At 60.1% G+C, this 24,992-nt stretch carries 20 protein-coding genes; 8 read left to right on the plus strand and 12 right to left on the minus strand.

Features of this window, described 5'->3' with window-relative positions; translation table 11 throughout:
* Window positions 1-17: 17 nt before the first annotated feature.
* The gene (locus GFU70_RS01630) at window positions 18-905 is read right to left on the minus strand and encodes a LysR family transcriptional regulator (RefSeq protein ID WP_058544962.1); all 888 of its coding nucleotides are present in this window, start codon (window positions 903-905) and stop codon (window positions 18-20) included.
* Window positions 906-1,038: 133 nt separating this feature from the next.
* Here GFU70_RS01630 and lysM point away from each other — a divergent pair, with 133 nt between their 5' ends.
* On the plus strand, window positions 1,039-1,479 hold the full coding sequence (lysM, locus tag GFU70_RS01635; RefSeq protein ID WP_153387502.1) for a peptidoglycan-binding protein LysM: 441 nt from the start codon (window positions 1,039-1,041) through the stop codon (window positions 1,477-1,479).
* Between the two features lie 365 nt (window positions 1,480-1,844).
* On the opposite strand, the gene yrfG is transcribed toward lysM, so the two are convergent.
* The gene (gene yrfG, locus GFU70_RS01640) at window positions 1,845-2,507 is read right to left on the minus strand and encodes a GMP/IMP nucleotidase (RefSeq protein ID WP_153387503.1); all 663 of its coding nucleotides are present in this window, start codon (window positions 2,505-2,507) and stop codon (window positions 1,845-1,847) included.
* A gap of 88 nt (window positions 2,508-2,595) precedes the next feature.
* Here yrfG and nudE point away from each other — a divergent pair, with 88 nt between their 5' ends.
* Both nudE and cysQ read left to right on the plus strand, forming a co-directional pair.
* Window positions 2,596-3,162, plus strand: coding sequence for an ADP compounds hydrolase NudE (gene nudE, locus GFU70_RS01645; RefSeq protein ID WP_003196729.1), 567 nt, complete (start codon window positions 2,596-2,598; stop codon window positions 3,160-3,162).
* Window positions 3,159-3,986 (plus strand): 3'(2'),5'-bisphosphate nucleotidase CysQ, encoded by an 828-nt coding sequence (cysQ, locus tag GFU70_RS01650; RefSeq protein ID WP_153387504.1) that lies wholly within the window; start codon window positions 3,159-3,161, stop codon window positions 3,984-3,986. Before nudE ends, cysQ begins: the two co-directional genes overlap by 4 nt.
* A 150-nt stretch (window positions 3,987-4,136) precedes the next feature.
* On the opposite strand, the gene GFU70_RS01655 is transcribed toward cysQ, so the two are convergent.
* The 7 genes from GFU70_RS01655 to rfbB all read right to left on the minus strand — a co-directional run bounded on the left by GFU70_RS01655 (window position 4,137) and on the right by rfbB (window position 11,274).
* Complete coding sequence (locus GFU70_RS01655) at window positions 4,137-4,592, minus strand: YiiD C-terminal domain-containing protein (RefSeq protein WP_058544966.1); 456 nt, start codon at window positions 4,590-4,592, stop codon at window positions 4,137-4,139.
* Between the two features lie 37 nt (window positions 4,593-4,629).
* Window positions 4,630-6,021: a sigma-54-dependent transcriptional regulator gene (locus tag GFU70_RS01660; RefSeq protein ID WP_058544967.1), complete on the minus strand. Its 1,392-nt coding sequence runs from the start codon at window positions 6,019-6,021 to the stop codon at window positions 4,630-4,632.
* The gene (locus GFU70_RS01665; RefSeq protein WP_058544990.1) at window positions 6,018-7,826 is read right to left on the minus strand and encodes a sensor histidine kinase; all 1,809 of its coding nucleotides are present in this window, start codon (window positions 7,824-7,826) and stop codon (window positions 6,018-6,020) included. Before GFU70_RS01665 ends, GFU70_RS01660 begins: the two co-directional genes overlap by 4 nt.
* Window positions 7,827-7,899: 73 nt before the next feature.
* Window positions 7,900-8,781: a dTDP-4-dehydrorhamnose reductase gene (gene rfbD / locus GFU70_RS01670; protein WP_153387505.1), complete on the minus strand. Its 882-nt coding sequence runs from the start codon at window positions 8,779-8,781 to the stop codon at window positions 7,900-7,902.
* Entirely contained in the window at window positions 8,778-9,323 is a 546-nt protein-coding gene (rfbC, locus tag GFU70_RS01675; protein ID WP_116643387.1) for a dTDP-4-dehydrorhamnose 3,5-epimerase, read from the minus strand. Before rfbC ends, rfbD begins: the two co-directional genes overlap by 4 nt.
* A complete protein-coding gene (gene rfbA, locus GFU70_RS01680; RefSeq protein ID WP_116643386.1) occupies window positions 9,320-10,195 on the minus strand; it encodes a glucose-1-phosphate thymidylyltransferase RfbA in 876 nt (291 codons plus the stop codon). Before rfbA ends, rfbC begins: the two co-directional genes overlap by 4 nt.
* Window positions 10,192-11,274, minus strand: a complete 1,083-nt coding sequence (rfbB, locus tag GFU70_RS01685) for a dTDP-glucose 4,6-dehydratase (protein WP_153387506.1) — start codon at window positions 11,272-11,274, stop codon at window positions 10,192-10,194. The genes rfbA and rfbB overlap by 4 nt, the downstream gene beginning before the upstream one ends.
* A gap of 216 nt (window positions 11,275-11,490) precedes the next feature.
* Between rfbB and GFU70_RS01690 the strand changes: the two genes are divergently transcribed.
* The 5 genes from GFU70_RS01690 (at window position 11,491) to GFU70_RS01710 (ending at window position 18,638) form a co-directional block, all read left to right on the plus strand.
* Window positions 11,491-14,403, plus strand: coding sequence for an aminotransferase (locus GFU70_RS01690; protein WP_116643385.1), 2,913 nt, complete (start codon window positions 11,491-11,493; stop codon window positions 14,401-14,403).
* 173 nt (window positions 14,404-14,576) lie between these two features.
* Window positions 14,577-15,683: an agmatine deiminase gene (gene aguA / locus GFU70_RS01695; protein ID WP_058544973.1), complete on the plus strand. Its 1,107-nt coding sequence runs from the start codon at window positions 14,577-14,579 to the stop codon at window positions 15,681-15,683.
* A 243-nt stretch (window positions 15,684-15,926) separates the two neighbouring features.
* The gene (locus GFU70_RS01700) at window positions 15,927-16,127 is read left to right on the plus strand and encodes a hypothetical protein (protein ID WP_058544974.1); all 201 of its coding nucleotides are present in this window, start codon (window positions 15,927-15,929) and stop codon (window positions 16,125-16,127) included.
* Window positions 16,128-16,427: 300 nt separating this feature from the next.
* Complete coding sequence (locus GFU70_RS01705) at window positions 16,428-17,099, plus strand: DsbA family protein (RefSeq protein ID WP_058544975.1); 672 nt, start codon at window positions 16,428-16,430, stop codon at window positions 17,097-17,099.
* A gap of 252 nt (window positions 17,100-17,351) precedes the next feature.
* Entirely contained in the window at window positions 17,352-18,638 is a 1,287-nt protein-coding gene (locus GFU70_RS01710; RefSeq protein WP_153387507.1) for an OprD family porin, read from the plus strand.
* Between the two features lie 175 nt (window positions 18,639-18,813).
* Here GFU70_RS01710 and GFU70_RS01715 read toward each other — a convergent pair whose 3' ends face one another.
* From GFU70_RS01715 to GFU70_RS01725, 3 genes are read right to left on the minus strand one after another with little or no spacing between them, the layout of a single operon-like run.
* Entirely contained in the window at window positions 18,814-19,212 is a 399-nt protein-coding gene (locus GFU70_RS01715) for an Imm50 family immunity protein (RefSeq protein WP_081264474.1), read from the minus strand.
* Window positions 19,213-19,214: 2 nt separating this feature from the next.
* On the minus strand, window positions 19,215-23,915 hold the full coding sequence (locus GFU70_RS01720; protein ID WP_153387508.1) for an RHS repeat-associated core domain-containing protein: 4,701 nt from the start codon (window positions 23,913-23,915) through the stop codon (window positions 19,215-19,217).
* A complete protein-coding gene (locus GFU70_RS01725) occupies window positions 23,915-24,661 on the minus strand; it encodes a DUF4123 domain-containing protein (RefSeq protein WP_413468835.1) in 747 nt (248 codons plus the stop codon). The genes GFU70_RS01720 and GFU70_RS01725 overlap by 1 nt, the downstream gene beginning before the upstream one ends.
* Window positions 24,662-24,992: the final 331 nt, after the last annotated feature.

The raw sequence follows: 24,992 nt of genomic DNA on the forward strand, positions 1-24,992 counted from the left end.
TCAATAGATGACGTCGATCAAGAAGTCGTCGATGATTTCTGGTAAAGGGCAAAACAGGCCTCTGCCAAGGCCGAACGTGGGGCGCCGCGCCGCATGATCAGGCCCAGCGGGACCAACGTCTGCGCGCTTTCGATGGGCTGGATGCGCAAGTCTTCGGTCAGCACATCCAGGCCGCTGTCCAGGGGCATCACCGCGCAACACAGCCCGCCGTGCACAGCTTGTAACAATTGATGCACCGCGTCGGTTTGCAACAGCGGTTGAGGCGTTAGGCCTCGGCTGTGGAAGTTGTGGTCGATGGATTGGCGAAAGTGCATGCCGCTGGTGAGCATGCCCAGGGGCAGTTCGATCAGCGCTTCCCAGCTCAGCGGTTGTTCGCCGAAGAAGAAAAAGCGCTGATCGTAGAGCAGGCCCATGCGGGTGTGGCTGAAGGGCAGGGCTTCGAAGCGTTCGTTGTCCAGGCGTTCCAGGTAGGAGACACCCAGGTCGATACGGTTGTTGGCCAGCTGTTCAAGGATGCGTTCGGAGCTCAGGGACGACAATTCGAAACGCAGGCTGGGGTGCTCGGCATGTAAACGCTGCATCATGGCCAGGGGGTCGAAATCCGACAACGGCACCACGCCCAGGCGCAGCGTACCCACCAGGTTGCCACGACAGGCCGCCGCTTCGGCCTGCAGCCCGTCATAGGCCGCCAGCACCGTGCGCGCCCAGGCCAGCACCCGTTCCCCCGGCGCGGTGAAACCTTCAAAGCGCTGGCCGCGGTTGACCAGCGGCAGGTCGAGTTCTTCTTCAAGGCTGCGCAGGCGCATCGACAAGGTCGGCTGGGTGATATGGCAGCGTGCGGCGGCCTGGCCGAAGTGACGGGTTTCGTCCAGCGCGATGAGAAATTTCAGCTGCTTGATGTCCATCTTCGCTCCAGGGCGCAGGAAGGTTGGGATTCTAGCGCTTGCGCGTGGCGGGGTCATTGGTCGGTTGGGAACCGGGTTCGTCTCGCCTGGTCTAGTCTTTGCGTCTGGACACTTAAATCAAGGAGCGTGTGCCATGAGTATCTTTAGTTTTGTGAAGGAAGCCGGTGAAAAGCTGATCGACCTGCTGACCCCCGGCAATGCCAATGCCAGCGAACAACTGAAAACGCATATTAAAAAGGTTGGCCTGGGTAATCCGAATGTCCATGCGACCATCGACCGCGACAAAGTCATCGTCACCGGTGAAGTAGCCAGTCAGGAAGAGAAGGAAAAGATCCTGTTGGCGGTGGGTAATATCGCCGGTGTTGGCAGTGTCGACGATCAGATCACGGTGACGGGCCCTGTGGCACAGGCGGCGCGTTTCGTGACGGTGAAGAAGGGCGACACACTCAGCGCCATCTCCAAGGCCGAGTACGGCGACGCGAACAAGTACAACAAGATCTTCGAGGCCAACAAGCCGATGCTGTCGCACCCGGACAAGATTTATCCGGGGCAGGTGTTGCGTATTCCCGAGTAATCCGATCCCTGTGGCGAGGGAGCTTGCTCCCGCTGGGCTGCGAAGCGGCCCCAATGCGTCTGCTGCGCAGCCGAGCGGGAGCAAGCTCTCATGGAACAAAGTGCAACCCCATGTTTTTAAAGTACTTTTCAACAAGCTGCAATGTGACTCAGTTGGACCGCTATTCCCGTGTGGCGAGGGGATTTATCCCCGCTGGGCTGCGCAGCAGCCCCAAAAGCAACGACCTCGATCTTACTGGCACACCGAGTTGTCTGGTTGGGGGCCGCTGCGCAGCCCAACGGGGATAAATTCCCTCGCCACAAGACCTGTTCCCTGCGCGACAGCGCAGCGTCGGCGACGCGGACTCCCTCGCCACACTGGTCCTGTCAAAGCCCGGCAATCAAGTCCCGATAATCCCCCAGCGCCTCAAACTCCCCCGTGTCCTTCGGCCCTTTGCGGCTATCTGGCTCGCTGACGGCCAGTAAGTGCGCCACGCCGAAGTCCCGGGCGCTGCGCAACACCGCCAGGGTGTCGTCGATGAACAGGCTGCGGGCCGGGTCGAAATTCAAGTCGGCTTGCAGCGCGTCCCAGAACTGCAGGTTTTCCTTGGGGAAACCGTAGTCGTGGGAACTGATCAAACGCTCGAAGTACGGGGCCAGTTCGATGCGTTCCAACTTCAGGGACAATGAATCGCGGTGGGCGTTGGTGATCATCACCACGCGTTTGCCGGCCCGCTGGATCGCCGCCAGGAATGTGTCGGCGTCCGGGCGCAAGGCGATCAGGTGGGCGGTTTCCAACTTCAGTTCGCGCACCGGCAGTTTCAGCTCGGTGCTCCAGAAATCCAGGCAATACCATTGCAACTGGCCAGCGTTGCGCTCGAACAGCGGCTGCAACTCCATCTCGGCCATCGCCCGGCTCACGCCATGCAGTTCGGCGTAGCGCTGGGGCAGGTGTTCCAGCCAGAAATGGTTGTCGTAATGCAGGTCCAGCAGGGTGCCGTCCATGTCCAGCAGAACCGTATCGATCTCATGCCAGGGCAGCAAAACCATAAAACTTCTCCAGCGGTAATCGGATATCCGACACAAACAATCAGAATAGGCCGGGTATAGTAGCCCGCTATCGCCCAGGGAGCCGTTTATGCGCCAGAAACCCACCATACTCGATCGCCAGATCGTCGCTACCAGCCGCCTGTTTTGCGTGGAAGAACTGAAATTGCGGTTTTCCAACGGTGTGGAGCGCACCTATGAACGTCTGGCGAGCAAGGGGGCGGGCTACGGCGCGGTGATGATCGTGGCGATGCTCGACGCCGACCATGCGGTGTTGGTGGAAGAGTATTGTGGTGGCACCGACGCTTACGAACTGTCCCTGCCCAAGGGTTTGATCGAGCCAGGTGAAGACGTGCTGGCGGCGGCCGAGCGGGAGCTCAAGGAAGAGGCCGGTTTTGGTGCGCGTCAGTTGGAACACCTGACCGAACTGTCGTTGTCCCCCGGCTACATGAGCCAGAAGATCCAGGTGGTATTGGCGACCGATCTATATGAAGAACGGCTGGAGGGTGACGAGCCCGAGCCGATGCGCGTGGACAAGGTCAACCTGCGTGAGCTGTCGGCCTTGGCACAGAACCCGCAGTTCACGGAGGGGCGGGCCTTGGCGGCGCTGTACCTGGCCCGTGACCTGCTGACCCAGCGTGGAGCGTTCCTGTCATGACTTTCCCTCATCCGTTGATGGCCCCTGTAGTCGAGCTGGCGCTCAAGGCTGGTGAAGCGATCCTGCCGTTCTGGCGCGCCAACGTGCAGGTCAACCACAAGGCCGACGAGTCGCCGGTGACCGCCGCAGACATGGCCGCTCATGATGTGATCGTGGCCGGGCTGAAGGCGCTGGCCCCGGATATTGCGATCCTCTCCGAAGAAGACGCCGATATTGCCCAAAGCGTGCGCGCCGGCTGGCAACGCTGGTGGCTGGTAGACCCGCTGGATGGCACCAAGGAATTCATTTCCGGCAGCGAGGAGTTCACCGTCAACATCGCGTTGGTGGAGCAGGGCCGTGTGGTGTTCGGCGTGGTGTCGATGCCCACCAATGGGCGTTTTTATGTCGGCGGAGCGGGACTGGGCGCCTGGCGTGGCGACAAGGGGGGCGAGCCTTTGCCGATCGCGGTTCGTGACACACTGGCGCCCGGTGAAGCCTTCACCGTGGTTGCCAGTCGCCGACACACCAGCCCGGAGCAGGAACGCCTGCTGAGTGGCTTGAGCGGGAGCCTGGGTGAGCTGCAACTGACCAGTATTGGCAGTTCGTTGAAGTTTTGCCTGGTGGCCGAAGGCGCGGCGGATTGTTATCCACGGCTGGCGCCGACCTCCCAGTGGGACACCGCTGCCGCACAGGGTGTCTTGGAAGGCGCGGGTGGTGAGGTACTGGACTTGAGGGGCGAGCCGTTCTGTTATCCACCGCGCGAGTCGCTGTTGAATACGTCGTTCCTGGCGTTGCCGGCGAAAGCGGCGTGGCGCGCAAAGTTGTTGGAGCTTGCTCGCTCTTGATACCGGCTCGATCCTTTGTGGCGAGGTGATTGTGGGAGCAAAGCTTGCTCGCGATACAGGCGCCTCGATCGCTGAAAGACCGCGGCGCTTCCATCGCGGGCAAGCCTTGCTCCCACACAGCGATACCTCGCCACAGGGGCCGGCGGTGTTTTAGCGGTGCAACACGTACTGCCCCTCAAACTGCACCGCCACGTCCTCGCTCCCGATATTCATGACCTGCGTCTGCAACGCCAGCCGCGCCCGTCCGTAACGCCGGTAGGTGGCCAGGAAGCGCTTCCAGACCTTTTCGTCCGGCGCTTCGCAGACGACGGTCGCATCGCCGGTTACCGGCAGCGGATAGCTGATCTGCCCTTCCTGAATCACGATATGTCCGTCTACGATGCCTTCCTCGCGCAGGGCCAGGTGCAGCCATCCCCAGCCGCCGAGCACCGCGCCGCAATACAAGCTGCCACCGAACATGGTGCTCTTGTGATTGACGTTGGCCGCAAGCGGCAAGGACAGGCGCAGTTGCCGGGCCTGCCAATCGAGCACCTTGAGGCCCATGTCCCGGGTCAAGGGGATGTCGTGGTGCAGGATCGATTCCAGGTAACGACAATCGCGGTTCATTGCGGGGCCTTCTGCTTGAAAGGGAAATGACGATAACTCAATCGGACTCATCGGCCGAGCCATGGCTGCTGTCGCCGAAGTTCAGCCCATGCTTGCGTAACTTGTCATGCAAGGTCTTGCGTGGGATGCCCAGGGCTTCGGCCAGGCTGCGTACCGAGCTGTGGGGACGGGCCAATTCGGCGGCGATCAGGGTTTTCTCGAAGTTTTCCACCTGCTCGCTCAAGCCGCCGCTGACCAATTCCACCGGTGCGCTGGGGCTGCCGTCGGGCGCGTTGTTGTCCAGGGCCAGTTCCAGGCCCAGGGCAAAGCGTTCAGCGGCGTTCTGCAGTTCCCGCACATTGCCCGGCCAACTGTGGCGCAGCAGCAGCGCCCGTTGTGCCGGCTGCAATTCATGGGGCGGCAGGCCGTGGCGAGTGCTGGCTTCGTCGGCGAAGTGCTGGAACAGCATCAGCGCATCCTCACCCCGTTCGCGCAACGGCGGTATGCGCAGCGGCGCGACGTTCAGGCGGTAATACAGGTCGGCGCGAAAGCGCCCCTGGTCGGCGGCCTGGCGCAGGTCTTCCTTGGTGGCGGCGATCACGCGGATATCCAGCGGGATCTGTTGATTGCCCCCCAGCCGCTCCACCATGCGTTCTTGCAGCAGACGCAGCAGCTTGACCTGGACATCCAGGCTCATGCTTTCGATTTCATCCAGAAACAGAGTGCCGCCGTTAGCGAATTCGAACTTGCCGATACGGCGTTTTTGCGCACCGGTAAAAGCGCCGGGTTCGTGGCCGAACAGCTCGCTTTCCACTACGGATTCGGCCAGGGCTCCGGCGTTGATCGCCACGAAGGGGCCGTTGCGTCGGCCTGAAAGATCGTGCAGTGCGCGGGCGACCACTTCCTTGCCGGCACCGGTTTCACCGAGGATCAGCACGTCGGCGCGGGTGGCGGCCAGTGCGCCGATTTGCTCGCGCAGGCGCAATATCGGTGCCGATTGGCCGACCAGGCGGGCGCTGAGTTCATGGCGATCGCTCAGGGCCAGGCGCAGGCTGCGGTTGTCCAGCACCAGTCGGCGCAAGGCCAGGGCCCGGCGCACGGTGTCGAGCAGATGATCGCTGGCGAAGGGCTTTTCCAGGAAGTCATAGGCTCCGGCACGCATCGCCTGCACGGCCAGCGGCACGTCGCCGTGGCCGGTGATCAGCAGCACCGGCAGCTCCGGGTCCTGGGCGTGGAGCTCGCCCAGCAGTTCGAGGCCATCCATGCCTGGCATGCGAATATCACTGACCACCACCCCTGGCCAGTCGCGGGGCAGTTGCCCGGCCACGCCCTTGGCTTCGGCCAGGGTCAGCGTTTTCAGGCCGGCCAGGTCGAGGGTCTGGCTCAAGGCCTGACGCAAATGGGGATCGTCGTCGATCAGCACCACCTCAATCCGGTTGTCGATGGTCATGCACTTCGGTCCTCGGACGGTTGCAGGCTCACCCCAGGGGCGCCGGCACGTAGCTTCAGGGTAATCAGGGCGCCGCCTTCCTTGTGGTTGGCGAATGACAGTTCACCGCCAAAGGCGCGCATCAGGGTGTCGCAGATCGCCAGCCCCAGGCCAAGGCCTTGGGTGCGGGTCTTGGTGGTGTAGAAGGGCTCGCCGGCGCGGCCCAGGGCTTCCATGCAAAACCCCGGGCCGTTATCGCGGATGTACAGGTTGACGCCGGTTTCGGTGGCCTGGGCACTTAGCCAGAGTTTGCGCGGCGGGCCTTTTTCGGTGAGGGCATCGAGGGCATTGGCCAGCAGGTTGCCGAGCACTTGGCGCAAGCGGGTTTCGCCGGCCTCGACCCACAGTGTGGCGGCCGGCAAATCGCGGATCAGTTCCACTTCCATGCTGCGCCGGCGCTTGGCGAGCAGCGCCAGGGCATCGTCCAGCGCCGGCTGCAAAGCGACGCTTTCCGGCGCATGTCGGTCGCGGCGGGCGAAGGCGCGCAGATGGGCGATGATCGAGGCCATGCGCCCGGTCAATTCGCTGATCAGCTTGAGGTTGCCCCGGGCGTCTTCGGTGCGTTGGTGGTCGAGTAGAATCTCGGCGTTTTCCGCGTAGCTGCGAATCGCTGCCAGCGGTTGGTTGAGTTCGTGGCTGATGCTCGCCGACATGGTGCCCAGGGCCGACAGCTTGCCGGCCTGCACCAGGTCATCCTGGGCGCGGACCAACTCCTGCTGGGCCTGCTCACGCTCCAGTACTTCCTGCTTCAACCGTCGGTTCAGCCCTTGCAGGTCACTGGTACGCTCCGCCACCCGGCCCTCCAGCTCTTGGCGGGCCTTGGCTTCGAAGGCGATCCGATCCAGGTAATGGCGCCGGCGTTGCATCATCAACCCGAGCAACAGCATCAAGACCAGTAACGCCGCGCCGCCGATGGCGACCACGGTGCGCACCGGACGATCAATCAGCGTGCGCGGGGCGAGAATGCTCACGCTCCAGCCGGTTTCCTCGATGGACTGGGTCTGGGGCAGCCAGGCGTTGGCGTCCAGGTTCAGCGGCTTGGGATCGCGGGTCGGATACGGTTGTACCGCGCTGATGGCCTTGCGCTCGTCGTCACTGAGCGGCCGGGTTGCGCGAAATCGCCATTCCTGGCGCGACGTGAGAATGACCACGCCATTGTGGTCGGCCACCAGCAACTGTTCCGGGGTCTTGCCCCACAAGCTTTCGGTGTGGTCGAGGTCGACCTTGACCACCAGCACGCCGATGACTTTTTCGCGCTCGTGCACGGCGGCAGCAAAGAAATAACCGCGCTTGGCCGACGTCGTGCCCAGGCCGAAGAAGCGGCCCAGGCGTCCGGCCATGGCTTCGATGAAGTACGGCCGGAAGGCGAAATTGCGTCCGACGAAACTGTCGTGTTTGTCCCAGTTCGACGCGGCCAAGGTCTTGCCGGAAGGGTCCATCAGGTACATGACTTCGGCGCCGGTCTGGGCGCTGATGTTTTTCAGCAGCCGGTTGGCATTGCCTTGGGTCACGCCATCGTCCGGGGCCGACAAGGCGGCGCGCAAGGCCGGCAGGTCGCCGAGAATCTGTGGCAGCACCTCATAGCGGTGCAGCGTGCCCAGCAGGTTGGCGACGTAGAGGTCCAGGGTCTGGCGGTTCTGCCCGGCCAGCTCGCTGCGGTAATAACGTTCGGCCAGGTGCTCCAACGGCCACAGCAACGGCGCCAGGCACAACGCGAGCAAGGCCAGGCTGCGCCATCGGGGTCTGCGAGGAAGGGTGGAATTCATGAGCATGAGGCGCCTGTGGTGACAGGCGTATTATGCCCAGCGCCGCCTCACAAATACTATTTGTAAGGCAGTACTAGATTTGTCCGGCAAGGCACTGCTGCAATGCATTTCGCCAATCAGGTTGGCTCACCCCCCACGCCTTGAGCAGGCGGCTGCAATCCAGGCGCGAGTTCAGCGGCCGAGGGGCCGGCGTCGGGTAGGCGCTGGATGCAATGGGCTCAAGCAGCGCGCACGGCTTGTGTCGAACGAGCAGGTCTTCGCCGATGGCCTGGGCGAAACCGAACCAGGACGTCTCGCCCCGGGCTGTCAGGTGATAGGTGCCCCACGCGCCGGGTTGGCCGGCCTGCCAGCGCTCAATCAGTTGCGCGGTGCTGTCGGCAATGGTGCCGGCCCAGGTCGGTGCGCCAATCTGGTCGGCAACCACCCGCAGCTGCGGTTTTTCCTGCAACAGGCGCTGCATGGTCAACAGGAAGTTGCGGCCCTCGGTGGAGTACACCCAACTGGTGCGCAGAATCAGGTGCTGGCCGCCAGCCTGGCGGATGGCATTCTCGCCGGCCAGTTTGCTGCGTCCGTAGACACTCAGCGGGTTGGGCGTGTCGTCCTCGGTGTAGGGGGTGGGCTTGAGGCCATCGAAGACGTAATCGGTGGAGTAATGAATCAACGGGACGCCTAGCGCAACCGCTGCCTGGGCCAGGATGCCCGGTGCCGTGGCATTGATGGCGAACGCCCGCTCCGGTTCACTTTCGGCCTGGTCGACGGCCGTGTGGGCGGCGGCATTGATGATCAGACCGGGCCTCAACGCCTCGATGGGGGCGCGCAGGGAATCCGGTTGTGCCAGATCGAGCTGGTCGCTGCCGCGTACGATCAACTCGCCCAGGCCGCTCAGGCGTGATTGGAGTGCCCGGGAAACCTGGCCATTCTGGCCGATGATCAGGATGCGCAACGGGGTACTCATGGGAACAGGTCTGCCTCATGCAGGGGCTTGCCATTCTGGTCTTTGGCCGAGAGGACCGGCGCGCCTTCGAGCTCCCAATCGATGGCCAACTGCGGGTCGTCCCAGCGGATGCAGCGTTCGGCCGACGGGGCGTAGTAATCAGTGGTCTTGTAAAGGAAGTCCGCTGATTCGCTCAGTACGACGAAACCGTGGGCAAACCCTGGCGGGACCCACATCTGCCGGTGGTTCTGCGCCGACAGGCGTACGCTGGTCCATTGGCCGAAGGTCGGCGAGCTGCGGCGGATGTCCACCGCGACATCCAGCACTTCCCCCGCCGTGACGCGCACGAGTTTTCCCTGGGCCTGTTCGATCTGATAGTGCAGGCCCCGCAGCACGCCCCTGGTGGAGCGTGAATGGTTGTCCTGGACGAACTGCAGGGTGCAGCCGGTCGCTTCGGCAAACGCCCGGGCATTGAAGCTTTCGTAGAAAAAACCGCGGTCGTCGCCAAAGACTTTCGGTTCGATGACCAGCACATCCGGCAGGCGAGTGGCGATGACGTTCATCGTGTTTCTCCGGCGATATTGAACAAGTACTGGCCGTAGCCGGTCTTGCCAAAATACTGGGCGCGTTCAAGGACGTGCTCGCGGCTGACCCAACCTTGCTGGTAGGCAATTTCTTCCAGGCACGCCACTTTCAGGCCTTGGCGATGTTCGATGGTCTGCACGTATTGCGAGGCTTCCAGCAGGCTGTCGTGAGTGCCGGTGTCCAGCCAGGCGAAACCACGACCGAAGCGCTCGACGTGCAGGTCGCCGCGTTGCAGGTAGGCATTGTTGACGTCGGTGATTTCCAGTTCGCCGCGCTTGGAGGGCTTGATAGCCTTGGCGATCTTGATCACGTCGTTATCGTAGAAATACAGGCCGGTCACCGCGTAGCTGGATTTGGGCGCGGTGGGTTTTTCTTCGATGGACATCGCTCGTCCTTCTGAATCGAAGTCGATCACGCCAAAACGCTCAGGGTCCTTGACCCAGTAGCCGAACACCGTCGCGCCACTCTGCCGGTTGACGGCGGTCTGCAATTGTTCGCCAAAATGCTGGCCGTGGAAAATGTTGTCGCCCAGGATCAGGCACACCGAGTCGCTGCCAATGAACTGTTCGCCGATCAGGAACGCCTGGGCCAGGCCATCGGGCGTCGGCTGCTCGGCGTAGCTGAACTGCACGCCGAACTGTTGGCCGTCGCCGAGCAAATTGCGGTATTGCGGCAGATCCTGCGGGGTGGAGATCACCAATATGTCCTTGATGCCGGCGAGCATCAGCACCGAGATCGGGTAATAGATCATCGGCTTGTCATAAACCGGCAGGAGTTGCTTGGAAACCCCAAGAGTAATCGGGTGCAAGCGTGTGCCGGAACCGCCGGCCAGAACAATGCCCTTCATCATGCAATCGCATCCTTGTTGTCGAGCGAGCCGAGGCGCTCGCCCTGATAGCTGCCGTCCTGGACACGCTGGCACCACAGCAGGTTCTCGAGGTACCACTGCACGGTCTTGCGCAGCCCGGTCTCGAAGGTTTCCCGGGGGGTCCAGCCCAGTTCCCGTTCGATCTTGCTGGCGTCGATGGCGTAGCGCAGGTCGTGGCCTGGGCGGTCCTGGACGAAGCTGATCAGGTCGGCATAGTGCTCGACCCCTTCGGGTTTGCGTGGCGCCAGTTCCTCGAGCAGCGCGCAGATGCTGCGCACCACGTCGATGTTTTTCTGCTCGTTGTGGCCGCCAATGTTGTATGTCTCGCCGACCGCGCCTTCTGTGACGACCTTGAGCAGCGCACGGGCATGGTCTTCGACGAACAGCCAGTCGCGCACTTGCTGGCCGTTGCCGTAGACCGGCAAGGGCTTACCGGCCAGTGCGTTGAGGATCACCAGTGGAATGAGTTTCTCGGGGAAGTGAAACGGCCCGTAGTTGTTCGAGCAGTTAGTCAACAGCACGGGCAAGCCATAGGTGCGTTGCCAGGCGCGGACCAGGTGGTCGGACGCCGCCTTGCTCGCCGAATACGGTGAGCTTGGGGCATAGGCGGTGGTCTCGGTGAACAAGTCATCCACGCCGTGCAGGTCGCCATACACTTCGTCGGTGGAAATGTGGTGGAAGCGAAACGCGTGCTTCTGTGGCTCGGGCAGGGCCTGCCAATAAGATCGAGTGGCTTCCAGCAGGCTGTAGGTGCCCACGATATTGGTCTGGATGAAATCCGCCGGGCCATCAATGGAACGGTCTACATGGGACTCGGCTGCCAGATGCATGATGGCGTCAGGCTTGAATCGCGCCAGCACTGCACCGACGGTGGGTTGATCGACGATATCGGCCTGGACGAATTCGTAGCGGCTGTCGTGATCGATGCAGCTCAGCGATTCGAGATTGCCAGCATAGGTCAGCTTATCGAGGTTCAGGACCTGGTGTCCGGTATCAAGAATCAAGTGCCGTATGAGGGCCGAGCCGATGAAGCCGGCACCGCCAGTGATGAGAATGCGCATCCGGGTAAGCCTTTTTCCATGAGACGACAGAGCTTTAGGAGCATAGCTTGTCGGCATGGTGGGAGGCGGTGCAAGCGAGATGTTTGAAGGAAAGCAATTAGCATCGGAATAAACCTGTGGCGAGAGGAGCATCGTGCCCAATTAAAGAGGGGTTGCTTATCCCACGACTCAGTGGCGAGATAGTCATCCGAACAAAACCACCTCAGGGGTCGTTGTATGCCACTCACTACGTTGGTTCACCGTGCCAGTTTGCCAAGCCCACAGATCAGCGCCGAGCAGGCGTTGGTGCTGTTGCGCTTGAATTACGGACTCAGCGGTGACCTGCGACCCCTCGGCAGCCACCAGGACCTCAACTACCGCGTCGACAGCGAGCGCGGGCGCTTTGTGCTGAAAATTTGCCATGGCGACTACGCTGTCCAGGAGCTCCAGGCCCAACACGCTGCCCTCAAGCAGTTGGCCGGGCACGGCGCGGTGAAAGTGCCGCGGGTGATTGCGGCCAACAACGGCCAGGACCTGCTGACATTGGACGTCGACGGGCAAGCGGTTCACATGCGACTGCTGGAGTACATCGACGGCCAGTCCCTCACGCAGCTCAAACACCTGCCGCCTGAGTTGGTGACCGGCCTGGGCCGCCTGTGCGCGGAAATGGACCTGGCCCTGGCGACATTCGACCACCCAGGCCTGGAGCGTACCCTGCAATGGGACGCGCGCCACGCTCCCGCCCTGGTCGATCACCTGTTGCCTGTCATCGACGACGATCAGCGGCGGCAACTGATCGCCGAGGTCGCGCAACAGGCCGAGCGGCGCTTGCAGCCGCTCAAGGCCAGCCTGCCGGTGCAGGCGATCCACATGGACATCACCGACGACAACGTGGTCTGGCAGCGCGATGCCCAGCGCCAATGGAAATTGCAGGGCGTCATCGATTTCGGCGACCTGATCCGCACCTGGCGCGTCACTGACTTGTCGGTGACGTGCGCGGCCCTGCTGCACCACGCCGACGGCGATCCATTCTTCATCTTGCCGGCGATCAAGGCCTACCACACAGTCAACCCCTTGCAACGCGAAGAACTGTTGGCGCTGTGGCCACTGATCGTGGCGCGCGCCGCGGTACTGGTGCTCAGCGGTGAGCAGCAGGTCTCCATCGACCCGGACAACCAATACAGCCGCGACAACCTGGCGCATGAATGGGAGATTTTCCGGGTCGCCCACTCGGTGCCCCTCGAACTGATGGAAGCGGCGATTCTTAGCGTCGTCGACCAAAGCCTGCCGCCGATTGCCAGCGAAGGCTTTGCGCCGCTGTTGCCGACCTTGGTGGGGCGTGAGTTCGCGCTGATTGACCTGGGGGTGCTGAGCCCGCATTTCGAGGCTGGCAATTGGGAGCAGCAGGGGATCGACCAGCGCTTGCTGAGCGAGGCCGCCGGCGTTCATGGCCTGGCCGCCAGCCGCTACGGGCAGTACCGGTTATCCCGCACTCGGCCGGACAGTGCCGTCGAACCCGATACTTATCCACTGCACGTGGAGTTGAGCGTTCCGCTGGGGACGCCGCTCGAATCCCCTTTCGCGGGGGTCGTGCACAAGACCGCCGAGGGCTTATTACAGCTGGACAGTACCCAGTTGAGCGTGCGGCTGTGGGGTGTGACCTCGCCGCTGCATTCTGGCGCGGCACTGGTCAAGGGGCAGGTGCTGGGCGAAGTGACGGGGCCGTTGCGGGTCCAGTTGTGCCGGGGTGCCCAGGTGAATCCGCCGCTGTTCTGCACGCCCTCCAGGGCACCGGCCTGGCAGGCGCTTTGCCCTTCGCCGGCGGTGCTGCTGGGGCTGGCTTGCGATGCCGAGCCGGAGATCGATCCCGACGTGCTGCTGGCCCGTCGCGATGCGAGCTTTGCCCGTTCGCAAAAGCACTACTACGTCGACCCGCCGCGCATCGAGCGTGGCTGGCGCAACCACCTGATCGACATGCAGGGCCGCTCGTACCTGGACATGCTCAACAATGTCGCCGTGCTGGGCCACGGCCATCCACGTATGGCGGCAGTGGCTGCCCGGCAGTGGTCGCTGCTCAATACCAACTCGCGTTTCCACTATGCGGCGGTTGCCGAATTCTCCGAACGTCTGCTGGCATTGTCGCCGTCCAGCATGGACCGGGTGTTCCTGGTCAACAGCGGCACCGAGGCCAACGACCTGGCGATCCGCCTGGCCTGGGCCTACAGCGGCGGGCGGGACATGCTCAGTGTATTGGAGGCCTATCACGGCTGGTCGGTGGCGGCCGATGCGGTCTCGACGTCCATTGCCGACAACCCCCAGGCCCTGAGCAGTCGCCCGGACTGGGTGCATCCAGTGACCGCCCCAAACACCTATCGCGGCGAATTCCGTGGCCTCCACACTGCGCCGGACTACGTGCGCAGCGTCGAACATAACCTGGCGAAAATCGCCAAGAACAAGCGCCAGCTCGCCGGTTTCATCTGCGAACCGGTGTACGGCAACGCGGGGGGGATCGCGCTGCCGCCCGGTTACCTGAAACGGGTCTACGCGATGGTGCGCGAGCGTGGTGGGGTCTGCATCGCCGACGAAGTACAGGTCGGTTACGGGCGCATGGGCGAGTTTTTCTGGGGCTTCGAAGAGCAAGGCGTGGTGCCGGACATCATCACCATGGCCAAGGGCATGGGTAACGGCCAGCCGTTGGGCGCGGTCATCACCCGCCGGGAAATCGCCGAGGCGCTGGAAGCCGAGGGCTACTTCTTCTCGTCGGCCGGAGGCAGCCCGGTCAGTTGCCAGATCGGCATGGCGGTGCTGGATGTCATGGAAGAAGAAAATCTCTGGGAAAACGCCCGGGTGGTGGGTGGGCATTTCAAGGCTCGGCTGGAGGCCTTGATCGACCGCTATCCATTGGTCGGTGCGGTGCATGGCTCGGGGTTCTACCTGGGTGTGGAACTGATCCGCGACCGCGACACGTTGGAGCCGGCCACCGAAGAAACCACGGCGCTGTGCAATCGCCTGCGCGCGTTGGGGATATTCATGCAACCGACCGGCGATTACCTGAACATCCTCAAGATCAAACCGCCGATGGTCACCACGCGCCAGAGCGTGGATTTCTTCGTCGACATGCTGATGAAGGTACTGGACGAGGGGCTGTAATCGATCTGGAATGCAGGCTGTAAAGCTGTGTTCCCCACAGGTTTTTTCGTCATAAGATCGATTTTTGTCGGTGTTTTAAGATGCTTTTTGATTGGTCGCGATTTTTTGTACTTTATTAGTCGATATTTATCGTTTATAAGGTTGCCACTTGCCCGTCGCCCAGGAGATGACCCATGACAACGTTGCACAGCACTCCCCGCGCGGATGGTTTCCATATGCCTGCCGAGTGGGCGACCCAGACCCAGGTCTGGATGATCTGGCCCGAGCGTCCGGACAACTGGCGCCTGGGCGGCAAGCCCGCGCAGGCCGCCCACGTCGCGGTCGCCAAGGCCATCGCCCGTTTTGAACCGGTGACCGTGGCGGTGTCTGCGGCCCAATACGAAAATGCCCGGGCGCGTCTCGACGTGCCGAATATCCGCCTGGTGGAAATGTCCAGCGACGACGCCTGGGTTCGCGACACCGGCCCCACGTTCGTGATCAACGACAGTGGTGAAGTGCGTGGTGTCGATTGGGATTTCAACGCCTGGGGCGGTTTCGACGGTGGCCTGTATGCGCCGTGGAACCGTGATGCGCAAGTGGCCGGCAAAATCCTCGAGATCGAGCGCAGCCCGCGTTATCGCACCGAAGGTTTTGTGCTTGAGGGCGGCTCGATCCATGTGGATGGCGAAGGCACCCTGATCACCACCGAAGAGTGCCTGCTCAACCGCAATCGCAACCCGCACTTGAGCCGTGAAGAGATCGAGGCAGTGCTCAGCGCGCAGTTGGCAGTGGACAAGATCATCTGGCTGCCTGATGGGCTGTTCAATGACGAAACCGACGGCCACGTGGATAACTTTTGCTGCTACGTGCGGCCGGGCGAAGTCCTGCTTGCATGGACCGACGACCCGCAAGACCCGAACTACACCCGCTGCCACGCGGCAATGAACGTGCTGCAAAACAGCACTGACGCCAAGGGACGCCCGTTCACAGTGCACAAAATGCCAATTCCGGGGCCGTTGTACGCCACCGAGGAAGAATGCGCTGGCGTCGATGCGGTAGAAGGTTCCCAAGAGCGCAACCCAACCGTGCGCCTGGCCGGGTCCTATGTGAATTTCCTGATCGTCAACGGCGGCATCATTGCCCCACGTTTTGACGATCCGCTGGACGCACCGGCCAGGGACATCCTGCAGAACCTGTTCCCGCAACACGAAGTGGTCATGGTGCCAGGGCGCGAACTGTTACTGGGAGGCGGTAATATCCATTGCCTTACTCAACAGCAACCCGCACCGCGGGCAAAATGAGTGGCGATGTAACAGCAGGGTGATATCGACGGCTCCGGCTCCAAGTCGGCGTTTTTGGATCCACCCTGGCAAGCCCGCGGCCCAGTTGGGTCGTGGGCTTTTTTTGTGCCTGTTTATGGCTGTCATGGATACATTGGCATAGCTCTTGTATCAGCATCCCAGCAGTTTCAGGAGCGCAACTGCGTTGTTTTGTCATAAACCTTGGATAAATTGGCCGCTCATCAACCAGGAGAGGGCGCTGGAATGAATATGACAAGCGAGCGCACATGCCATCCCTTGGCCATTAATGGTGAGTCGCTTCAAGCCTTGGCGCAGTGGTTGAAGTCCAATGGAACGCGTCAGATCAGGGAACCTGATCCGCGCCGGATGATCGTTGAGCGTTACCCCGCTGGCCTGTTCAGCGAGGCGGAGCTGGAAGCGCTGTGGGATGTGATGCAAGGATAGAATTCGACGGATTGATAAAGGCGCTGGCCGGGATGGCAGCGCTTTTTTTATGTCCGCTGGCTTTCGAATCCACACAAGTCACTGTGTGCGAGCTTGCTCGCGATAGCGGTGGATCAATAACACTGCTGTTGACTGACACACTGCCATCGCGAGCAAGCTCGCTCCCACAGGGGGCGGTGTTTAATTCAGTGAGGCATTCGACCGATCCACGAAACACACTGAAAACCGTTCCAGCGTTTTTGCGCAGCGCTCTCAAGGCTACCCTGCTGCCATCCAATCCCCATGGTTAGCGGAGTCCTCATGGCCACTCTTCATTATATCTACGACCCACTGTGCGGCTGGTGCTACGGCGCCAAGCCGTTGGTGCAGGCCGCCCGGGCCGTTTTGCCGGTCATTGCCCATGGCGGAGGCATGATGACCGGTGCCAATCGCCAGCAGGTCTCGCCGCAACTGCGCAATTATGTGATGCCCCACGACCGGCGCATCGCTGAATATTCCGGGCAGCCATTTGGCGAGGCCTATTTCGAAGGTTTGCTGCGTGACCACAGCGCCGTGTTCGATTCGGCGCCGCCGACCGCCGCCATCCTCGCTGCCGAACAGCTCGGCGGCCACGGCCTGGAACTGCTCGGGCGCCTGCAAACCGCGCACTACGTCGAGGGCCGGCGCATCGCTGACGAAGCCGTCCTGCTGGAGCTCGCTCAATCCATTGGCGTGCCGGCCCAGGCGTTCCTGGCGGCGTTGCGCGCGGTTGATGTACAGGGGCATATCAAGGCCAGTCGTACCTTGCTGGCCCAAGTCGGCGGCCAGGGTTTCCCGACCTTGGCCCTGGAGCAGGACGGCCAGTTCACGCTGCTCGATATCGGCCCCTGGCTCGACAAACCCGAGGCATTCGCCCAATGGCTGACGCAAACCCTGCCGGCGCAGGTCTCTACGCCCTCGGCGGTCTGCGGTCGGGATGGCTGTTTGTTTTGAACGATTCTTAGATGTTTTTCGCCTAATTACAGACGATTCACGAAATTGACACACTGTTGAGGGCGCGACTAGGATTCGTCCTACGCCTGTGGCTAACAGCCATGACTCTTAAATAATAAAAAGGCCCGACACGATCACTCGTGGGCGGGCCTTTTCATTATTTTCAGGAGCAAGAGTCCGAAAAAAGAGCGCGAAAAGCGCCATTTCGGTTGCCCGCCGCAGTGCGTATCAACCCGTACAAGGAAAATAAACATGTTGAACAAGCGCATTAGTTTGATCGCACTGGGGATATTGAGCACGACACACGCCATGGCCAATGACCAGGCGCAGTCCAAGGGGTTCGTTGAAGACAGCAGCTTGAAAGTGCTGTTGCGCAACGCTTATATCAACCGCGACTATAAAGATGGCAACGAAGACAAGGCCGAATGGGGCCAAGCGGCCATCGCTACCTTTTCGTCTGGTTTCACCCAGGGCACCGTGGGTGTAGGTGTGGATGCGTTCGGCCTGTACGCGCTGCGACTGGACGGCGGTAAAGGCCGCAGCGGTGCGGGCGGCATCGACTTCTTCAAGCAAGGCGACAGCGGTAACGCAGCCGATGACCTGTCCAAGTTCGGGGCAGCGGTCAAGTTCCGCGTCTCCAACACCGTGCTGGCCTACGGCGACCAGATGCCGGCCTTGCCGGTGCTCAACTATGACAACTCGCGCCTGCTGCCGGAAAGCTACACCGGCACGCTGATCACCTCCAAGGAGATCAAGGGCCTGGAACTCAATGCCGGCCGTTTCACCGCCGAATCGCGCAAGAGCGCCGAAGGCCGCGACAGCGGTGGCCTGAAGTCGATCAACGTCTTGGGCGGCAGCTATCAGTTCACCGAGCAGTTCAAGGCTTCGCTCTACGCCTCGGATGTCGAGGATGTATTGAAGAAGCAATACGTGAACGCCAACTATGTGTTCCCGCTGGCCAAGGATCAGTCCCTGACCCTGGATTTCAACGGTTATCGCACCAAGTTGGACAACAGCTATGTGCGTGAAAACAACGTCACGGGCGACGACAACAAAATCTGGAGCCTGGCAGCCACCTTCGCCACGGGCCCGCACAGCTTCACGCTCGCCCACCAGCGCAGCACCGGCGACAGCAACCTGGGTTATGCCTATGGCGGCTATCAGCGCGGGCAGAATCGGGTGGGTGATGGCGGCAACACGATCTACCTGGCCAACTCCTACTGGTCCGACTTCAACGCTGAAGACGAACGCAGCTGGCAGTTGGGCTATGGCCTGGACTTCACCACCTTCGGCGTACCGGGCCTGAGCTATAACGTCGCTTATGTGCGTGGCGATAACATCACCACCTCCACCAGCGAAGGCGGCACCGAGCGCGAGATCTTCAACCAGTTCAAGTACGTGGTCCAGAGCGGCCCGGCCAAGGACTTGAGCGTCAGGTTGCGCAGTTCCGTGCTGCGGGTGTCGCAGAAGTCCAGCGAGTACAACGTCAGCGGTAATGAGCTGCGGGTGTTTGTGGATTATCCGATTAATGTTTTTTGAGGGTGGATGGAATAACTAGCGCTTGATAAATGCCCCCGGTCTTCGGACTGGGGGTTGTTAGGGTTGTTGTTTTTTTTTCGATTGCGATATTAACTTCGTTCTCCAAATAACTCGTCGTGATGAGCCGTTTGTATTCCATTTTTTTATGGGGTGTTTTTGGGGTGTCGTTAATATACTAAATTTGCTCTGCTATGTTTTGATAGGCTGAAGGGCCGCATAGTAATAGGTGTTTGGTCTCGAACTTTATGAGCGATGTATCGTTTGAGGCGTGAACTGTAAATGTATTTTGTTGTTGAGATATTCGAAGGGCTAGTTTGTTTTTTGTTGGTATGTTTGTAATTGTTAAGTTTGTGGGGGCGCTGCAGTTAAGTCCAATTCGGCAAGTATTGAAGCCCGATTGTTTCCATTTATGTGGAGGCGCATCGGGGTATTCCTCAATGTCGAATTCAAATACGATTGTAGACGTGTCGTTGTCTATGGCTAACGAAAACAGTTCGATTGTCCCAATGGGTACGGGAGAAGAAAAAATTTTATTGAAAAACGTGCTGCCTTCTAAGTCGTTCCAAAAATTCATTTTCAATCCTTGAAGTAGTAGTGATCATTTGCGTTGTTAATTTTTCCTGTTCTTTTGTTTTCGATAGGACGCAAATTAAAATGAGCTTTCTGGTCGCCTCTGTTTCCCGGCTGTTTATATTGATGTCCGGCAGAGTGGTCTTGGACTATGACTTTAGAACCGTCGGGGCGTGTAAATTGATATTCTCGAGCCAAGATTGGTTTTCCTTCGCTGGTTAAAACGCTCTCGCCGGATTTATCCGTCATTCTTGCATAGCTATACTGATGTGTTTTTCCAGTGGTGGCGTCATAAATAAGGTCTGGTTGCTGGGTTTTTGGTACGCCAGCGTCTAATTTTGCTTGCCTAAATGCGCCGTGGCGAGACAGTTCGGGTAGTGGAGGCTCGCTTTTTTGTTCGCCTTCAGCTGGTTTATTTTTGCTCCCTGGACAGCGAGCATTCAACCCCAACGGATCCACCCACCCCGTAGGGTTGGGCACATACTGGTAGGCATTCAACCCACCCGCCAGCTTGATCGGATCCGGTGTCAGATAGCGACCCGTCTCTGGATTGTAGTAGCGATGGCGGTTGTAATGCAGGCCGCTTTCCAAGTCATGGTATTGCCCCTGGAAACGTAGCGGTTGTTCCAGTTGCTCGCCGCCGCCGTGCTCAAGCCCGGTGAGTTTACCGTAGCCGTTGTAGCGAGCCGACCAGACCACTTTGCCGCTATAGCTGGTCAATTCCTGCGGCGTGCCGAGGTGGTCGAGGTGGTAATAGAACGGGGTTGCCTTGAGGGGACCTTCGCCGTCGAGCATGGCGAGCGGGCGAAAGGTGCCGGGTTCGTAGAGGTAGCTGCGGTAATGCTGGCCGCCGCTTTCGGCGACGACCCGGTCGCCTTGCCAGATAAATTCGGTGGTCTGGCCGTCCACGATCTTGCTGATGCGACGGCCAAAGGCGTCGTAGCGGTAGGACGTTTCGCGCCCGTCCGGCGTGATGACACCGATCAGGCGGTGCTGGCAGTCATAGCGGTATTCGCTGACGAGTTTTTGTCCGGTGCCGCGGCGTTCGCGGATCAGGTTGCCGAAGGCGTCGTAGTCGTAGTGACGATCACCCTCCATCAGCAGGCGGTTGCCCTTGAGGGTGGTCGGGCCGGGGCGGTCCTGCATCATCAGGTTGCCGGCCGGGTCGTGACAGAAGTGTTCTGGTGGCTCGCTGTGGGAAAAGTCGATGCGAACCAGACGATCCAGCGGGTCGTACTGGTAATGACGTCGGTTTCGGTTATCGGAAAGGGTTTCCAGGTTGCCGTTGGCGCTGTAGGCATAATCGCGCCAGAGCAGTTGTTGCTGTTGGTTCTGCCACACCGTCTGGGCCTTGAGGCGGCCCTGTTCGTCGTACTCGTAGTCGCTGAGGAGTCGGCCTTGCCGGCGTTGCCGTTCGCGCCCACCGCTGAACCGATGCTCGGTCAGGCGGGTGCCGTTGAGGTCGATGGCTAACAGCGCACCGCCCGCAGCGTGGTGATAGTCGAGCGTACTGCGGTCGGGAAGGCGACAGTGCTTCAACTGGCCGACAGCGTCGTACTCATAGCGCAGGGTGCCCCAGCCCTGGTGTTCAGTGACGAGGCGGTCCTGGTGATCGTATTCGTAGGCCAGCGGCCAATGACCGTCGTCGACGCTGACCAGGCGCCCTAGGGCGTCGTAGCGGTAATCAACCGTTTCGCCGTCCGGCAGGGTTTTACGTAGCAAACGGCCGGTGGTGTCGCGTTGGTAGGCGGTGATCCGCTGGCTGCCATCGTCGCCAAATTCGGTTTTTTCCAGCAAGTGTCCGTTGAGATCGTAGGCATAACCGGTACGCTGGCCGTCGAAGCCGACTTCCTCGCGGATGAGGCCGTTCGAGTAGTAGTCGAGGTGGTAGTGCTCGCCGCGTTCGTTTTCTATCTGGGTGAGCAGCAGGCTTGAGTTGTCGTAGCGGTAGCGCAACTGGCTGCCATCGGGATTTAGCCGTCGACTGACCAGGTGCAAACCGTTGGCGTATTCATAACGGGTTATACGCCCCAGTTCGTCCCGCTCGGCCGTGACCTTGCCGTAGGCGTTGTAGCTCCATGCGCGGGTCGCGCCGGTTGGCAAGGTGAGCTGGAGCAACCGACCCACGGCGTCCCATTGATATTGGGTGATGGCGCCGGTTTCGTCTTTGCGGCTGATCTGCCGGCCGAGCACGTCGTAGGTATATTGAAGACGGCTACCATCAGGCAGGCATTCTTCCAGCAACTGGCCCAGGCGATTCCAGCCCAACAAATGAAAACTTCCGTCGGGATGGGTGATCCGCGTCAGACGACCTTGATCGCTGTAGTGGTAATAGGTGATGTTTCCATCGGGATCGATCTGCCGGGTGATATCGCCTTGTCGATTCCGGCGGTATTTCCAACTGGCTTTGCCGCGATGGACATCGCTCACGAACCCGTTGATGTGCTCATAAGTCGTCGCTTCTTCTTCCGGCGGGATCACGGCTATCAGCAAGCCATCTTCGTCGTAGCGGTATTGGGTCACGGCGCCCAGCGGGTCTTTTTCCGCGATCAACTGGCCTTTTTCGTTATAGGCCTTGCGATGTTTCGCACCGTCCGGATCGGTCTTGCTGACCAGCCGTGCTTTGTCGTCGTGGGTGTAGACCTCCTCGCTACCGTCAGCATTGATTACAGTGACGCTGCCCTTGTCGTCCCAGGCGTAACGGGCTTGCATTTGCGAGAAACTGGCCCAGTGATGAATGCAGCGCGCCAGTTTGCCTTCGTTCTCCCATTCCCAGAAAAAACTGGCGCCACCGGCTAGCTGTCGCTCAACGATGACGTGCTGCTCGTTGTAGCGATAATGTTCGGTTTCCCCAGCGGCATTTTTAGCTTCAACCAGACGATGCTGGTCGTCATAGCCGTACGTAACCAGTGTCTGGACGGTGCTCCAGGCCTGTTCCAACGTGTCCGCCGGCCGAAACTGTTGGTAGTCGACACCGATAATGTGTTTGCCGTGGTAGCGCAAAAGCAGGGCACGCCCCGCGCCGTTGTCCAAGCGCTTGATCTGCCCGAGGATGTCGCGGGTGATGTGCAACCGATTACCGTAGTGGTCGCTGACGGCAATTAACGTTGCGAATTCGTTGTTGAAACGAAAGTGATAGAAGGATGGACGCTCACCCGCCTGAGCCACAATCAACTCGCTGGGGTCGTCACCCAGGTAAATGGCCGCCCGCGAGAGGCTGTTAGTGATTGCCGGGCGTTGCTGGCTGGGAAGCGGAAAGGGCGTCGAGCGATTTTCATGATCGGTCCAGATGACTTCATTGCCATTGATTTCGAGCCGATGGCCCAGCGCATGGCTCCAGCCGAAACCCAGGCCACAGTCGATTTCTGCCGCGCTGGTCCTGTACAAACGGGTCCACTCAAAGGGCAGCAGGCCATCAAGTTGGCCGTCGTTCAGCGTCAACAACTCTTCGCCGGTTACCATCGAGACCGGGCATTTGTCGGTGCAAGTACGGGCCGCGGGTTCTGTGCTCTTGCCGGTGGGTGTCGTCGCTTGCCGTGAAGCGTCATCGCCAGTCTTGCCGTTGACCAGCCTGGCATTCCTCTGGCCGTCGATACGTAACTCGACCTCACCCCTTTTCATAGGCGTTGCCGTTCCACGCACCGCTACGGGGATATATTTGGCAACATATGCCATGAAGCCATTAATGATGGCGAACACAGACTCCACAAAGCCAATCACGGCCTTGAGGATGATTTCGCCGTACTTTTTCAACCGTGCCGCGAGATAGATGACCCCGGTACCTTCTGCGACAACCGTCAGGACGATCGCAATCACGATATCAATCGCGATCCCCATGACCGCGGCCGTGGTCATCTTCGCGGCGTCTCCGGCCATCTGCATCGGGGGTAAGCTCGCCAGCCAGATCAATGCACAACGCATCATCAAAAAGAGCGCCGCCTCGTCACTGGCCAGCAGCATGGCCTTCTTCATGACGTTGGGCGTTTGCCTGGCCACGTCGATGAGTCGATCAGTGCCTTCACCCAATTGTTCGCTGAATTTTCCCGGGTCTTTCAGAATGTCGAGTACCAGGCTGATGCCGTCCCACACACCTTTGAGGGCTTCCCAGCCACCTTCAAGAATGCCGGTACCGATCGCCAGGGCAGTGCCCGAAAGGGAAAGGCTCGACCATTGCTGCCTGTAACCCGCCGGGCCGTCCCACTGATTGCGCAGGAATTGTTCCAGCTCGCTTGTCAGCCCGGCATAGGTGCCGAATAACTCGTCGATCTGAGCCGGTGTCACCTCGCTGTGCACGCGAATCTGGTAATACTTGCCCGCAACACCGGCCGTCCAACGGGCCTTTCCCTGGGCATCCAGTTTGACAGTGCTGATCTCACCACTCTCAACGTCTACGATTTCGACTTCGATATCGCCGATCGGGATGTCATAGACCGACTCGAATTTGCTCTCGATCAGCAACGGCCCTTCTAGCGGACATCGAGTCACACTCGAGAGAAAATCGCCGTCAGTTATGCTCACTGATTTTTGGGTGTCACCTGCTTTGATGACTCGCTCCATTCCTATGAAGGAAGGCAGATCGTTGAGTCGGCTGAAATCGTCGGCGCGTTGTGCATACCAGGCTTGGGTTTGCTCCCGATAACGTTTCAAACTGTCCTTGAATGTCGCCAGTTCCTGATCGACGAAGGCAATACGATCCTTTGTCGACATCAACCTTGCTCCAGCATCAGTTCGTTCAGTAGCGCTTCATGAAGATTGTCCGACGCGTTTGCGCGGCTTATGAAACGGGCGACCTTCAGCTTCAAATTGCTCTCGGGCCAAGCGGTATAGATATCCAGGCGTTCTTCTTCCAACCACTGCATCAGGCTGCCAATCATTGTGGACGGGTCTTGTTTGGCCAGGCTATCGAGCAGGTCCTTGGGCACTTCCCACCATGGCCAATCCCTCACCGTTGGTATCCTTCTGGGGCTGACTTCCAAGCACTTTCCATTGATCAGGTAGCGTTCGAACACCGGCAGCATATTTCCAGCCGCGTCCCCAAGCCCTTCAAGGATCGGATGGATATGTCGTCCATCCCAAAATCGGAAAAATACATTGCCTCCACTCGGCATTTTTACCTGGGTGAGGCTGCGCAGATGCCCCAGTACCTCGTTAGGTTCGCAGCGCGACACGGCCAGCCAGCCCCATTCGAGGGCCTCGGTTTCAGCAATCCACGACAGGAACGTCGAGTTGGATTGGAGCTCGGTGATATAGGGCATTACCGGATGCCAAGTGGCGTAAGGGGTGTCGCTCCAGATCGGCATCAGAGTGTGGGTGCGGTCAGACATACGAAGGTTTCTCAGCGCATCGGCATCGCTCGCCGCGCTGATGACCAAGTACAGGCGCTCGTGTTTTTGCAGCGGCTGTTGCGCCAGCCATGCCTTGGGACTGAGGGGCATATGCGCCGGTGTTGCCATACAGGCTCTCCTTGCCAAAAAGTGCGAGTGCCCGGGAGGTTGCTCGCCCCGGTGAGTGCCGCACTTCTATCAAGGAGTGAGCCAGGTTTTTTCAACGCCCTTTACGGTGGGGTTCCGAGCGCTTTTTGGACTGCTTTGGCTAGGAGCTTTGGACTTTTAGGCAAAAAAACGCGCAAGAAATACAACAATTCAGCACCAATTGTTGTGCACTTGACTGGAGGCCTCACAGTTAGAGGCTTTCAGAGGGGGTGGTCGACAAGATTGCAATCAGCAGCGCGCAAGTCTTGCCGACTGATGTGTAGGAGGTATCGCGCCTGTTTGAAGTGCGGTG

It is taken from the genome of Pseudomonas brassicacearum (assembly GCF_009601685.2).
GTDB classification, from domain to species: Bacteria; Pseudomonadota; Gammaproteobacteria; order Pseudomonadales; family Pseudomonadaceae; genus Aquipseudomonas; species Aquipseudomonas kilonensis_B.